Origin of the sequence: Glycomyces sp. NPDC047010 (assembly GCF_040644205.1) — a bacterium.
Classification (GTDB): Bacteria; Actinomycetota; Actinomycetes; order Mycobacteriales; family Micromonosporaceae; genus Glycomyces.
Window position 1 is genome coordinate 127,107 of sequence record NZ_JBEYVY010000011.1, and the last position, 12,847, is coordinate 139,953.

The window sequence follows — 12,847 nt, forward strand, 5'->3', positions numbered from 1 at the left end:
GCGGGGCGTACGACAGTGCCGCCGAAAACGGGTGTCGCCGGGGGTGCGCGGGTGCTTATGCTCCCGTCGTGGAATTCGAGGGGTTTGCGGGACTGGATCATCGGGCCGCCGCCGCGGTGCTGCTGGCCGAGGGCTGGAACGTCTGCGGCGCAGGTGATTGGGCGTACGTGTGGCGCTCGCCGGACGGGCGGGTCGTGGCCCGCGTGTGCGCGTTCGAGCCGGGCTATGGGGTGTTCACGGAGCTGTGCGGCCTGCTCGCCGGGCATCCGATGCTGCCGCGGATCGACTTCGACGCGGAGCTGTCGGGCGGCGGCCGGATCACCGTCATGGAGGCGCTCATGCCCGCGAGTACGGAGGAGCGCGAGGCGGTGCTGTCGCGCTGGGACGCAGCGGAGCCGGGCGATCCGGTTAGTGCGGTGCGGAGCGAGGCCGAGCGGCTCGATGCGGCCGCGGCCCGGGTGGTGCCGTTCTGGGGCGGCCTGGACCGGAACCCGGGGAACGTGATGCGGCGTGCCGACGGGGGCCTGGTGCTCGTGGATCTGTTCTACGCGAACGGGATCGAGATCTACAAGGCCCTGGTGGAGGAGCCGGAGCGGGTCGCCGCCGCGTTCCCGGCCGACCAGCGGGAGTTCATGTGCGACATCGCGGTCGTCGCCCGCGAGTCCACCCCGGAGGAGATCGCCGCCCTGCGCGCCGGGGCGGCCTCGATCAGCTGAGCGACCTTATGCGGCGGCCGGCTCCTTCGTCCGGTGCTTTTTCACTGCGTTCCAGCCGAATTGGAGTGCCCCCGCCAGGACTCCCACGGCCACGACCCCGGGCGCGAACACCTCGATCCCGATGAAGCCGGGCGGGCTGAGCGCGGGGTCCGCGTTGTAGAACAGCCAGTGGCTCCCGGCCGCGAGGACGGCGAGGAGGACCGCGATGAACCCGTACGCGATCCGGCGGTCGGCCCGGCGCCAGGCCGCGAGTGCGAGCAGGGCCGCGGCGGCGCCGTAGATCAGGATGAACCAGCCGGTCGGGTCCGCGGGGTCGACGGCGGTGCTGATGTAGATCGTGAGGACGAACAGCGCCATCGCCATGACCGCGAGCGCGCCCGCTTCGGCGAGGAGCGAGCCCTTGCGGTGCCAGACGGCGAAGGCCAGCCAGCACGGCGGCATCGCCATGAGCACGAAGAACGCCGGGGTGAAGAGGGCGTCCGTCCAGCCCCATGCCGAGCCGGTCCACCCGTAGCCGAACCAGTCGTAGAACGCGAGGATCCAGCAGACCGGCGCGAGGACCCATGCGGTCCGCTGGAGGACGCGGTTGCGGGTGAGGAGCGCGGTGGCGATGGCCGCCCAGAGGGCGGTGAAGTCGAGGGCGAAGCCGATCGCCGGGTCCATCGGCGCGACCCAGCCGTTGTAGAGCGCGGCCGCGACTAGGACGATGACGAGTGGCCCTGTGGCCCAGGCGATGCGGTGCCCGAGGGCGCCGCGCGGTGTGTGCGTTTCGGTGCTCATGGGGCCAGTGTCCGCCCCCCGCGCCAGCGCCCGGTCGCCGAATCGGACACGCATTGTCGGGTCCCTACAAGGGATCTCGACGGGATGTCCGGTTCGGGACCGTATTTTTCTAGGTTTCCTCCAGGGGTTCCGCGGGGTCTTCGCCGGTGGCGATGAGGGGCATGAGGATGTGGTCGAGCATCTCCTCGATGACCTCGTCGGTGGCGGATTCGGCGCGCGTCAGGAAGTAGTGCGTGAGCAGTCCCGGGGCGAGGTTGACGACGCGCGGGTGGAGGGCCTCGGGCTTGACGGTGCCGCGGGCGATGCCGTCCTCGTAGATCTTCGCGAAGATCCTTATGCGGGGCGTCTCGATGCGGGTGCGCAGTTCCTCGGTGAGTTCTTCGGGGGTGCTGCGGAGTTCGCCGATCCAGCCGCGGATGGCCTCGCCGAACGGGGTGGCCTGCTGGGCGGCGATGTGGCGCATGACCTTGACCATGTCGCCGCGGAGGTCGCCGCTGGGCTCGAACGTGGGCTCGACTTCGGTGGCCTTGTACCGGGCGGCGGCCTGGATGAGGCGGGCGCGGTCGGGCCAGCGCTTGTACAGGGACGCCTTGCCCGCTTTGGCGCGGGCGGCGACCGCCTCCATGCGGACGTTGGCGTAGCCGACTTCGGCGAGCTCGGCGAGCGCGGCGTCGAAGATGGCGTGCTCCAGGTCGTCGCCGCGTCGGCGGCCCGCTGTGGACTCGGTCACCACGATCCTTTCAATAGTGAACGATGCGTTCACTAAATGCTAGCTTAAAATAAGAGACGCACCGTTCACTAACTTGCGTCCCCCGGAAACCACCACGTACCAGGCCGCCGGGCCCTCGCTGACGCCCGGCCGCCTTCCTCCCGAAACACCATAGGAGGCAGTCCTTTGACCGCCGTATCCGACGCTCCGTCGAAGGCGCCGATGACGCACCGCGAGGTCCTCCGGGCCCTCTCCGGCCTGCTCATGGTGCTGTTCGCCGCGATGGTCTCCTCGACCGTCGTCTCCGTGGCGCTCCCGCAGATCGTGGGCGACCTGGGCGGCAACCAGTCCCAGTACACCTGGGTCGTCACCGCCACGCTGCTCGCGTCCACCGCCTCGACCCCCGTGTGGGGCAAGCTCGCCGACCTGTTCGACAAGAAGCGCCTGCTCCAGATCGCCATCGTGATCTTCGCCGCGGCCTCGCTCGCGTGCGGGCTCGTGCAGAACACCGAGCAGCTCATCGCGCTCCGCGCCGTGCAGGGCCTCGGCATGGGCGCCCTCCAGGTCCTCGTGCAGGTCATCATCGGCGCGATGGTGAGCCCGAAGGAACGCGGCCGCTACAACGGCTACCTCGGCGGCGTCATGGCCGTCTCCACGGTCGGTGGCCCGCTCCTCGGCGGCGCCATCACCGACGCGAGCTGGCTCGGCTGGCAGTGGTGCTTCTTCCTCGCCGTCCCGATCACGGTGATCGCCTTCGCGATGCTCTCGCGCACCCTGCACCTGGACGAGGTGAAGAAGACCGACACGAAGGTCGACTACCTCGGGGCGGTCCTCATCGCCGCGGGCGTCAGCCTGCTGCTCCTGTGGGTCACGTTCGTCGGCGACGACTTCGAGTGGATCTCCTGGCAGACCCTCGCGATGGCCGGCGGCGCCGTCGTGATCCTCGTCGCGGCCGCGTTCGTGGAGACCCGCGTGAGCCAGCCCGTGGTCCCGCTGCACGTCCTCAAGCGCCGCGACCCGGCCCTCGCCACCGTGGCGAGCCTCGCGGTCGGCATGGCGATGTTCGGCGGCTCGGTGTTCCTCGGCCAGTACTTCCAGATCTCGCGCGGGTTCTCGCCGACCCAGGCGGGGCTGCTGACGATCCCGATGATGTTCGGCGTGCTCGTCGCGTCGGCGGTCGCGGGCCGCATGGTCTCGAAGTCCGGCAGCGTCAAGCCGTACATCATCACCGGGACGCTGGTCCTGACGGCCGGATTCGCGATGCTCGCGACCATCGACCACGAGACGTCCCTGGTGTTCATGGGCTTCGGGATGTTCGCGGTCGGCATCGGCGTGGGCATGTCGATGCAGAACCTGGTCCTGGTCGTGCAGAACTCGGTGCCGCTGCGCGAGCTCGGCGCGGCCTCGGGCGCGATCACGTTCTTCCGCTCCCTGGGCGGCACGATCGGCGTCTCGGTCCTGGGCGCGGTCCTCGCGAACCAGGTGGCCGACAAGATCCGCGAGGGCCTCGCGGCCCTCGGCATCGACGCCGCCGCCGCGGGCGGCGCGAGCTCCAGCCTCGACCTGGACGCGATGCCCGAACCGATCGCCGACCTCGTGCGCGCCTCCTACGGCGACGCGACCGGCCACCTGTTTCTCATCTCGGCCTGCATCGCGGGCGCTGGCTTCATCGCCGCGCTGTTCCTGACGCCGGTCCGCCTGCGCGAGACCGTCGACCTGGTGGAGGAGATCGTGGTGGGCGAGGAGACCGTCCTCGGCGCCAAGTGATCCCCGCCAGGTTATCCCCGAGAAGACCACCGGGCCCGAGCTGCACCCGCTCGGGCCCGGTTCGCTTGCCCCGAAACGGGTTCAGGCGGGACGCGAGGCGTAGACGAGGTCGACGATGCGGTCGGCGGCGGCCGCGGTGTCGTAGTCGGGGTCGGCGAGGCGTTCGGCGACGACGGCGTCGATGGCGCCGCCGGTGATGATCGCAAGGGTGCGCAGGTCGGCGTCGGTGCGGGCGCCGAGGACGCCCTCTGCGGCGCGGAGGAGGTCGCCGAGGGGGCGCCAGCGGTCGGCGGGCTCGTGGTCGGCGTCGCCGTGGACCATGGCCTCGATGATCATGCGCGTGTGGCGCGGATGCTCGCGCAGGTGGCCGATCATCGAGCGCACGTAGGCCGCCGGTCCCTGGTCGGCACCGGCCGCTTCGACCGCGGCCCCGACGTGCTCCACCAGCGCCCCGAGCACGTGCTCATGTGCCGCCTGGACCACCGCCGCCTTGGACGGGAAGTGGTACAGCACAGCGGCTTTCGTGATCCCCGCGCGCTCGGCGATGGCGGCGAGGGAGGCCCCGGCGTACCCGCGGTCGGCGACCAGTCCCACCGTGACTTCCATGAGCTGGCTGCGGCGGGCGCGCTCGGTGAGGGTGAGCTCGCGGTCCTCCGGGCGTTTCGGGCGGGTTGTCATGACACTGGATTCTACCGTATGGTCAAATTACTTACCGATCGGTTAGGAGAGTCATGGACGACGAGACGCCCGAGACGGAACCACAGGTCAAGCCCAAGCGCAGGCGCCGCCGCTGGCTCATCGCCGGGGGAGTGGTCGCGGTGATCGTGCTCGCGGGCGCCTTCGCGCTGCGGACCCCGTCCCCGGTGGGGCACTGGCGAAGCGCCGACGGGTACGACGCGTTCGTGGACACCTACGAAGCCGCCTTCGCCGACATGCCCGAACCCGACGAGACCCTGGACGTGCGCACCGACTACGGCATCGTGCGCTTCTACCGCTTCACCGGGACCGGCCCCGCCGCCGAGCCCCTCGTCCTGCTCCCGGGCCGCGCCTCGGCCTCGCCGGTGTGGGCCGGGAACCTGCCGTCACTGCTCGCGATCGGCGACGTCTACACCGTCGACCTCCTCGGCGAGCCGGGCATGAGCGTCCAGGACCGGCCGATCGAAGACGACGCCCAGCAGGCCGAGTGGCTGGACCAGGCCCTCGCCGGACTCCCGGAGGATCGCTTCAACCTCGTCGGCGTCTCCATCGGCGGCTGGACCGCCGCGAACCTCGCTGTGCGCCAACCGGAACGCGTCGCCTCGCTGACCCTCGTAGACGCCGTCTTCGTCTTCGACGGCATGCCGGTCGGCACGATGATCCGGTCCATCCCGGCCTCGGTGTCCTGGTTCCCGAAGTCCTGGCGCGACGGCTTCAACTCCTACACCGCGGGCGGCGCCGAAGTCGAGGACGAGCCGGTCGCCGACATGATCGAGGCCGGCATGCAGCACTACCAACTGCGCCTCCCCGCGCCCACTCGCATCTCGGAGGACCAGCTCACGGACCTGGACATGCCCGTCCTCGCGATCATCGCGGGCCGGTCGGTCATGCACGACCCGGAGACGGCCCGCGAGACCGCCGAGCGTGCTCTGCCGGAGGGGACCGTGGTCTTCTACGAGGACGCCACGCACGCGGTCAACGGCGAGTATCCGGAGGAGATCGCCGCGAACATCGCCGAGCTGCTGGGGGTCTAGAAGGTCGTTCGCTCAGTGGTTCTCGCGGACCTTGTCCCAGTTGACTTTGCAGTCCTCGCCATAGCCCGTGTCATCGACGGAGGCGCAGTCGAAGTCCTCGATCTCGTAAGGGCATCCCCCGTTGTGGATCGTGTTCGGCTGCGCGTCGGCGCACAGGACCCGGTCCAGCGGGCCGCCCCGCCAGAAGTAGGACACGCAGCCGCAGACGCAGACGAGTACGACCGCCAGCACGACGCCGAGCACGATCTTGCGGGACTTGCCCAAGTGAATTCCTTCTTCAGCATTAGAGCCGGTACGGCGGGAGCTGCGCGATCACCCGCGCGAAGTCGGCCTTGCGGCCGGGGCCGGTCCGGACCGTGACATGGGCGCCGTTGGGGAGGACTCGGATGATGTCGCGGCCGTGGGTGTAGAGGTGTTCCCCGGCGGGGGCGCCGTAGATGCGGTCCTTGAAACCGAAGGGGTCGATGATGCGCAGTTCACCGGTCGCCGGATCGAACACGCTGTACGGCTTGATGAGCTGAAGGGTTCCAAGCGCCACGAAGATCGCCCCGGCGAGCATGAACCCGAACCCGCCCGCATTGTCCAGCCCGAACCCGAGCGCTCCACCGCCGCCCATCACCAGCAGCCCGCCGAACACGACCACCGAGGGTCCGAACGGTTTGTACCGGACTTGGACTCGGTGGTCGTGTGGCGTATCGGGCTGCATCGCGGGATTGTATTAAGTCGCGTCCCGCCGCACGAAGAAAGCCGCTGAAGTCCGCGGCCTGAAGGTCGAAGATCGGGGAGGCATCGCCGAGCTTCGAGTCCCGGACTTGGAAGCCAGTAGCGGCAGGGCGGGCTTCGACGCAGTCTGAGTTCGAGTCGCCGCTGCTCCTGCTGGACTTGCGCCACCCGGCTTGGCTCATAGCTTGAACTCCTTAATTGACCTGGCCATCTCATCCGTAGCAACGAGCCTCGTCTTGTAGTGCTGAACGGACTCGGCCTCCTCGAAGTATAGGTAGGCGTCTTGGGCTTCCACGAACACGACATCGGCATCATGTTTGGCCGGGAACGCCAGCAAGGTGAAGGGCAGGTGCATCAGCGATGGCGGTCCGGCCGAAAACGGAAGGTACCGGACTGTCGCATGGTCGAGTGAGTCCGCCTCGTTCAGCCGAGCGATCTGCTCGGCATCGCAGCCCATGCGGAGGACTGCCTCGCTCATCAAGTAATGGAATTGCGGGCCGTCGCCGCTCCAGAACAATCGCTGGTTCTGCGTTCGGATGCGCACCTCCTCGTCGACCGCGGCCGCATCGAGTTCAGGGTTGCGGCTGAACAGCAACCGCATGGTGCTCTCCGACTGAAGCGGCCCGGGTACGAAGGTGGTCTCGTACTTGGTCACCACGCTGGCCTGGCTTTGGAGCTCGTTGAATGCGTCGAAGCCGAAGATCGCACGACCTCGCGGCTGAGTCCAGTTGGTGGTTTCCGGACCGAGGCGCCAGAGGCGCTGAAGCTCGAACTTCTCCTCTGCCGGCATCTCGTAGAGATCGCAGAGGGTGCCGATGACCGGATAGGTCAACTTCGTGGCGTGGCCGTTCTCGAGTCGCCCGAGAGTTCGAGGGGACCCTACTGCGTCCACGATGTCCTGGTGCCTGACCATCTTGCCTTTAGCCAGCTTTGCGAGCTTGAGCTTGCGGCCGATGAGTTTGCGCCGCATTGGAGTCTGGCGTGTCGTTTCGTTCTCCATCCGGTAAGTAAAGCAATGGTCACTGGTTTTGCAACCCCTATCGACCCAGAGTTCGATGTGGCGTCTGGGCTGTGGCGTGTGGGCCATGCCCACACGCCACACGCCAGACGCCAGAGCTCCCTGGCGCTACCCAAACGCCATACTCTGACCTGCGGTTTTGCTATTGAAACGAGGTTCTCTGCGACCTACTGTCGACACATCGCGAGTCGTTCCGAGGAGAGGGGAAAGCAATGAGGGAGGCGCAGAGTCGGGTATCCGACCCATTGGCGCGCGGCGGGTTCACCGATGGGACCCACGAGTTCTGGGTCTATGCGGCCACAGCGGACGCACCGGACTCGTTCCAGGTCGCGGCGGACGGGAACCGGGCGGACATCGTCATGATCGTCTCGGGCCTGAACACCGGTGCCCTGCATGCCACTTGGGGAGACGAGTGGCGCAACCGCTCGGCCGAGTGGAAGGAGTGGGCGAAGTCGTGCGCCTCCCACGTCTTCGACAAGGGCAGCCTCCTCGCCGAGCCGAGGACGCGGTTCTGCAATGGCTGACACCACGCTCAACGACGGCTGGCTGGGCGACTTCAGCAGGGGGCCTGCGGTGTTCACCGTCTTCCGGGTCGTCGCGGCTGACGGCGGGCTCCCGCTCGGCCCGGCCGAGTACCGCATCGAATGCAACGACGGCGCGGGCCCGCGCGAGATCTGCCGGTTCTTCGAGGACCCCGAGCTGCCTCCGGAGTGGTTCGGCGCGTGGCAGAACGACCCGTGGTGCGACTGGATCCTGACCCAGGCGAAGAAGACCATCCGCAACCCTGAGCGGTGAGCGGCATCGGCCGCCACCCGCGCGGCACCCAGGCCGCGTTACAGGGAACCGGGGCGGCGGACTTGGTGGAGTCCGCCGCCCCGCTTTCGTCTGCCGCTCGTGCCTGCGCCTCAGCGTTCGATGGCGGGGCCGTGTTCGGGTGGGAGGGCCTGGATGAGGCGGGTGAAGTCGTTGCGGTCGGTGCCGGTGGGGCTGACGCGGTGGCGTTCGCCGTCGGGGAGTTCGCGGAAGACGCGCTTGCCGTCGAAGTAGACGCGTTCACCCTCGGCGCCGGGGGTTCCCTTGCTGCCCGGGCCGATCGCGGCGAAGACCGTCAGGACTCCCGTGTCGGGCTGGAACAGGTAGCGGGGGCGGAAGAGCGAGCGCAGGCCGCCGCCGATGAGCGCGAGGCCCGTGAGTCCGACCGGCAGGAGCACGGGGATGAACGGCGTGAAGATCGTGACGGCCGCGGAGGCCGTGAGGACGAAGCCGAGGACGATCGTCAGCACTGACGCCTTGCGGGAGTAGCGGACTCGGATGAACCTGGAGCCTTCGGCTGACGGCATCGCGTCTCCTGGGGGAAGGGGGCCGGGGCGCTTTCAGGATAGTCAGGCCGGGCGATTCCGTCAGTGCCAGTTCTCGACCGCGTACACGAACCACACGGCGGCGGTGTCCGATCCGAGCGAGGCCAGGGCCCCGGCCTCCATGGCCTCGTCCCGATCGTAGCCGAGCCGCTGCCGTTCGCCGGACGGCTGCGCGATCAGGTACCCGCAGGCGTTGATCTGCCATGACGATGCCAGCGGCCGCGTCTTGCGCTTCACGCCCGGCACCTTCTCCGGCTGTTCCCGGCGCGGCCCCGCCTCGACCTGCGGCCACTCCCGGACCAGGGTGCCCTGCTTGTAGACGGCCGCCTTCTGCGCGTACTGGAGGACCTTGTAGCCCAAGGGGATCCACTCGGAGAGGTAGAAGTCGGCGGGCTCCAGTCGGTCCGTGAACGCGTACGTGGACTTGTCGCCGCCGTAGACGATGTACTGCGCCGCGGCGCGGGTCGCGTCGAACGGGTCGATCCGGGCGCCCGGGGCGGGCGGGTAGGGGTAGAAGTCCATGCGCAGAGTCTCCCAGCCGCCCCCGACACGGCGGACGCCCGACAGGGCTGACCCTCGACACCGCGGGTCCCCGCGGGTGGGAACTTCCTTCCCACGAAAAGCCTTCTCTGGAAGGGGCCGCGAAACGGCCGTAGCGTCAAGGCATGACCAGTGACAACACCACCGCGAACCTCGGCAGCGCCACCGTCAGGCGCATCGGATACGGCGCCATGCAGCTCGCCGGACCCGGCGTGTTCGGGCCGCCCGCCGACCCCGAGAACGCCAAGGCCGTGCTGCGGCACGCCGTCGATGCCGGGGTCGACCACATCGACACCGCGCAGATCTACGGACCCGACGTCGTCAACGACCTCATCCGCGAAGCGCTCCACCCGTACCCGGAGGGCCTGGTCCTGGCGACGAAGGTCGGCGGGGCCCGCGACGCGCAGGGCGGCTGGCTCCCCGACGGCGAGCCCGCCTCGCTGAAAGCGCAGGTCGAGGAGAACCTCCGGTCGCTCCGGGTGGAGCGCCTCGACCTGGTGAACCTGCGCCGGTTCGAGCGCGACCACCCCGACGCCTACCAGCCGGAGCTGGCCGACCAGCTCGGCGCGCTCGTGGAACTGCGGGACGAGGGCAAGATCGACATGATCGGGATCTCCAACGCGCACTTGGACACCGTGCGGGAGGCCATCGACCTCGCGGGCGTGGTGGGCGTGCAGAACGCCTACAGCATCCTCGACCGCACCGATGACGCCATTGTGGACCTGGCGCGGGAGCGGGGGATCGCGTTCGTGCCGTTCTTCCCGCTCGGCTCGGCGTTCGTCGCCGGGGGCGGTCCCGCGCGCATCGCCGCGGACGAGCACGTGGGCGCGGTCGCCCGCAAGCACGGGGCGACGCCTTCGCAGGTGGCGCTGGCGTGGCTGCTCGCGCAGTACGAGCGGATGCTGCTGATCCCGGGGACGGCGTCGATCGGGCACCTCGACGAGAACCTCGCCGTCGGGGAGATCGTGCTCGACGCCGAGGACCTGGCGCGGCTCGACAAGGTCCAGCCCTAGGGCGCGCCCGGAGGGCCGCCGCCCACGGCGGCGGCGGTCTTCCTAAGCCGCGGGGACGGCCGTCGCGGCGACCAGGGCCCGGAGTGCGTCGAGCTTCTCGGCGTCGGGGCCGCCGGGCGGCGTGGAGCACGCGATGATCCTGACGTTCGAGCCGGTGACCATGAGCGTGTCGCAGTCGATCGTCAGGTCGCCGACGACCGGGTGGTGGACGGTCTTCACCAGCGCGTTGTGGGGCGCGGCGCTGCCCTCGTCCCACAACGCGGCGAACCGCGGGCTGCGGGCCCGCACGGAGGCCACGAGCGTCTGGAACGCCGGGTCGTGGCCGAGGTCGCTCGCCGAGAGCCGCAGGTCGGCGACGAGCGCCCGCTCGAACACCTCGTTGCCGCCGAGCGGGGTCGAGATCACCGACGTCGTGCCCTCGATGAAGGTCCGCTCGACCAGGTTCATCCCGACGGCCTCGGCGGGCGACGGGAGGTCGAACAGCGCGCAGAGCAGCCGGTTCGCGAACAGCAGCGTCCATTCGGCGGTGAACACCGCGAGCGGCTGGTCCGGCATGCGCGAGACGATCCGCTGCGCGGCGGGCGGCACCTCCACGGACACGGTGCCCGGACCGGGCGGCAGGTGGTTCGCGGCGCGGAACAGCAGCTCGGTCTCGCTGCCCGACAGCCGCAGCGCCCGCGCGAGCGCGGCCACGACCTGCGCCGACGGGGTCCGGAACCGGCCCTGTTCGAGCCGCACCACGTAGTCGGCGCTGACCCCGGCGAGCGCCGCGAGCTCCTCGCGGCGCAGGCCCTTCGCGCGCCGCCGGCCGCCGCCGACCATGCCCGCGTCCTTCGGGTCCGTGCGCTCCCGCCAGGTGCGGAGCAGGCTCCCGAGGGTCTGGATCTCAGATGGCATGGACCGATTCTAGGTCGCGGAGCTCAAGGCTCAGTAGTTCTTCCATTCGGACTCGACCAGCTCCAGGATCACCGGGTGCATCAGCGTGGACGGGGGCATGTCCATGCGGTCGCGGTCGGGCTGGAAGACCTGGGCGGCCTGGAGGAGTTCCGGGGTGAGGGACTGGAACGGGCCCGCCGCGGGGTCGAGGCCGAGGGGCGGGGCGGTGCCGTCGGCCCGGACGATGTGGAAGCCCCAGTCGCCGAAGGAGGGGACCGAGACCCAGTACGGGGTCGGTTCGTACCCGGCGTCGGCGAGGGTCGCGGCGATCGTCCAGTAGGTCTTGGGGGCGAAGTAGGGGGAGCCGCCCTGGACGACCATGCGGCCGTCGGCGGACAGGTGGTCGCCCGCGAGGGCGTAGAACTCGGTCGAGTAGAGCTTCGCGGTCTCGGTCGCGTCGGGGTCCGGCATGTCGACGATGATCGCGTCCCAGGCGCCGGTCTGCTGGCGCAGCCACGTGAACGCGTCCTCGTTGACGACGGTGACCTTCGGGTCGTCCAGGGAGTCCCCGTTCAGCTCGACCAGGTCGCCGAAGCTCCTCGCGAGGTCGGTGACCGAGCCGTCGAGGTCCACGAGCGTGACGGTCTCGACGTCGTCGTACTTCAGGATCTCCCTCACCGCGAGGCCGTCGCCGCCGCCGAGGACCAGGACGTTCGCGTGCGGGCCGTTCATCGCCGGGTGGACCAGGGCCTCGTGGTACCGGTATTCGTCCACTGAGGAGAATTGCAGGTCGCCGTTCAGGTACAGCCGCAGGTCCTGCTCGCCGAACGGCGACGCGGACTCGGTCATGACGATCTGCTGGTACTGCGAGTCCTCCGAGTACACGATCGGCGCCGCGTACAGCGCCTGGCGCGCATCGGTCTCGAACTTGTCCGTGTACGCGAACGCGGCCACCAGGAGCAGCGCCGTGATGCCCGCGACCAGGCCGAGGACCTGCTTCGCCAGCTTCGACAGGTCATTGCGGAACAGGACGAAGATCAGCAGCACCCCCGCGACCGCGTTCACCGCGCCGACGATCAACGCGCCCTGGATCTGCCCGAAGAACGGCAGCAGCACGAACGGGAACGCGAGCCCGCCGATCAGCCCGCCCAGGTAGTCCGCCGCGTTCAAATCCGCCACCGCCGCGCCCGCGGCCTGCTCCCGGATGCGTTGCAGCAACTCCATGAGCAGCGGGATCTCCGCGCCGATGAGCAGCCCGATCGCCGCCGCGACCACCACCAGCGGCAGCGAGTACAGGTCCGTCCACGCGAACGCCGCGTACAGCAGCATCACACTGAACCCGCCCAGCAGCGCCAGCACCAGCTCCACCGCCGCGAACGCCAGCGCCGGCCACCGCCGCAACGGCTTCGCCGCCAGCGCCCCGATGCCCATCGCGAACACCATGATCGCCAAGACGATCGACGCCTGCTTCGCGGTGTTCCCCACCAGGTACGCGCCCAGCGTGATCAGCGCCAGCTCGTACACGAGCCCGCACGCCGAGACCGCGAACGCGGTCGCGAGCAGGCCGAAGCGCGCCAGGCGGACCCGGCGCGCGCTCAACGTCGTGTCGGTCGGCGA

Annotated in this window: 16 protein-coding genes and 1 pseudogene; 6 read left to right on the forward strand and 11 right to left on the reverse strand. The window is 69.5% G+C overall.

Annotation, left to right across the window (positions count from 1 at the left end):
* Positions 1–68: 68 nt before the first annotated feature.
* A complete protein-coding gene (locus tag AB0A65_RS21515; RefSeq protein ID WP_359953706.1) occupies positions 69–716 on the forward strand; it encodes a hypothetical protein in 648 nt (215 codons plus the stop codon).
* 6 nt (positions 717–722) lie between these two features.
* Here the strand turns inward: AB0A65_RS21515 and AB0A65_RS21520 are convergent, their stop codons facing one another.
* Both AB0A65_RS21520 and AB0A65_RS21525 read right to left on the reverse strand, forming a co-directional pair.
* Positions 723–1,496, reverse strand: a complete 774-nt coding sequence (locus AB0A65_RS21520; protein ID WP_359953708.1) for a hypothetical protein — start codon at positions 1,494–1,496, stop codon at positions 723–725.
* A 109-nt stretch (positions 1,497–1,605) separates the two neighbouring features.
* On the reverse strand, positions 1,606–2,226 hold the full coding sequence (locus AB0A65_RS21525) for a TetR/AcrR family transcriptional regulator (protein WP_359953710.1): 621 nt from the start codon (positions 2,224–2,226) through the stop codon (positions 1,606–1,608).
* Between the two features lie 201 nt (positions 2,227–2,427).
* Here AB0A65_RS21525 and AB0A65_RS21530 point away from each other — a divergent pair, with 201 nt between their 5' ends.
* A complete protein-coding gene (locus tag AB0A65_RS21530; protein ID WP_359953937.1) occupies positions 2,428–3,972 on the forward strand; it encodes an MDR family MFS transporter in 1,545 nt (514 codons plus the stop codon).
* An 81-nt stretch (positions 3,973–4,053) separates the two neighbouring features.
* On the opposite strand, the gene AB0A65_RS21535 is transcribed toward AB0A65_RS21530, so the two are convergent.
* Complete coding sequence (locus AB0A65_RS21535; RefSeq protein ID WP_359953712.1) at positions 4,054–4,650, reverse strand: helix-turn-helix domain-containing protein; 597 nt, start codon at positions 4,648–4,650, stop codon at positions 4,054–4,056.
* 53 nt (positions 4,651–4,703) lie between these two features.
* Between AB0A65_RS21535 and AB0A65_RS21540 the strand changes: the two genes are divergently transcribed.
* A complete protein-coding gene (locus tag AB0A65_RS21540; RefSeq protein WP_359953714.1) occupies positions 4,704–5,702 on the forward strand; it encodes an alpha/beta hydrolase in 999 nt (332 codons plus the stop codon).
* A gap of 12 nt (positions 5,703–5,714) precedes the next feature.
* Here AB0A65_RS21540 and AB0A65_RS21545 read toward each other — a convergent pair whose 3' ends face one another.
* From AB0A65_RS21545 to AB0A65_RS21560, 4 genes and pseudogenes are all read right to left on the reverse strand, one after another.
* Positions 5,715–5,966 carry a hypothetical protein gene (locus AB0A65_RS21545; RefSeq protein WP_359953716.1) on the reverse strand — a complete coding sequence of 84 codons (252 nt, stop codon included), beginning with the start codon at positions 5,964–5,966 and terminating at the stop codon, positions 5,715–5,717.
* Between the two features lie 19 nt (positions 5,967–5,985).
* A complete protein-coding gene (locus AB0A65_RS21550; RefSeq protein WP_359953950.1) occupies positions 5,986–6,408 on the reverse strand; it encodes a hypothetical protein in 423 nt (140 codons plus the stop codon).
* A 37-nt stretch (positions 6,409–6,445) separates the two neighbouring features.
* A pseudogene (locus AB0A65_RS21555) lies at positions 6,446–6,607 on the reverse strand (DUF397 domain-containing protein); the annotation flags it as partial.
* Positions 6,604–7,425, reverse strand: a complete 822-nt coding sequence (locus AB0A65_RS21560; protein ID WP_359953718.1) for a helix-turn-helix transcriptional regulator — start codon at positions 7,423–7,425, stop codon at positions 6,604–6,606. The gene AB0A65_RS21560 and the pseudogene AB0A65_RS21555, both read right to left, overlap by 4 nt.
* A gap of 230 nt (positions 7,426–7,655) precedes the next feature.
* Here AB0A65_RS21560 and AB0A65_RS21565 point away from each other — a divergent pair, with 230 nt between their 5' ends.
* Positions 7,656–7,967, forward strand: a complete 312-nt coding sequence (locus AB0A65_RS21565) for a hypothetical protein (protein WP_359953720.1) — start codon at positions 7,656–7,658, stop codon at positions 7,965–7,967.
* Positions 7,960–8,238 (forward strand): hypothetical protein, encoded by a 279-nt coding sequence (locus AB0A65_RS21570; RefSeq protein ID WP_359953722.1) that lies wholly within the window; start codon positions 7,960–7,962, stop codon positions 8,236–8,238. The genes AB0A65_RS21565 and AB0A65_RS21570 overlap by 8 nt, the downstream gene beginning before the upstream one ends.
* A 110-nt stretch (positions 8,239–8,348) precedes the next feature.
* Here the strand turns inward: AB0A65_RS21570 and AB0A65_RS21575 are convergent, their stop codons facing one another.
* Complete coding sequence (locus AB0A65_RS21575) at positions 8,349–8,783, reverse strand: hypothetical protein (RefSeq protein ID WP_359953724.1); 435 nt, start codon at positions 8,781–8,783, stop codon at positions 8,349–8,351.
* Between the two features lie 60 nt (positions 8,784–8,843).
* Entirely contained in the window at positions 8,844–9,323 is a 480-nt protein-coding gene (locus tag AB0A65_RS21580; RefSeq protein WP_359953726.1) for a hypothetical protein, read from the reverse strand.
* 143 nt (positions 9,324–9,466) lie between these two features.
* Here AB0A65_RS21580 and AB0A65_RS21585 point away from each other — a divergent pair, with 143 nt between their 5' ends.
* A complete protein-coding gene (locus tag AB0A65_RS21585; protein WP_359953728.1) occupies positions 9,467–10,354 on the forward strand; it encodes an oxidoreductase in 888 nt (295 codons plus the stop codon).
* A gap of 42 nt (positions 10,355–10,396) precedes the next feature.
* Here the strand turns inward: AB0A65_RS21585 and AB0A65_RS21590 are convergent, their stop codons facing one another.
* Complete coding sequence (locus tag AB0A65_RS21590; RefSeq protein ID WP_359953729.1) at positions 10,397–11,251, reverse strand: helix-turn-helix transcriptional regulator; 855 nt, start codon at positions 11,249–11,251, stop codon at positions 10,397–10,399.
* A 30-nt stretch (positions 11,252–11,281) separates the two neighbouring features.
* Complete coding sequence (locus AB0A65_RS21595; RefSeq protein WP_359953730.1) at positions 11,282–12,829, reverse strand: polyamine aminopropyltransferase; 1,548 nt, start codon at positions 12,827–12,829, stop codon at positions 11,282–11,284.
* Positions 12,830–12,847 lie beyond the last annotated feature (18 nt).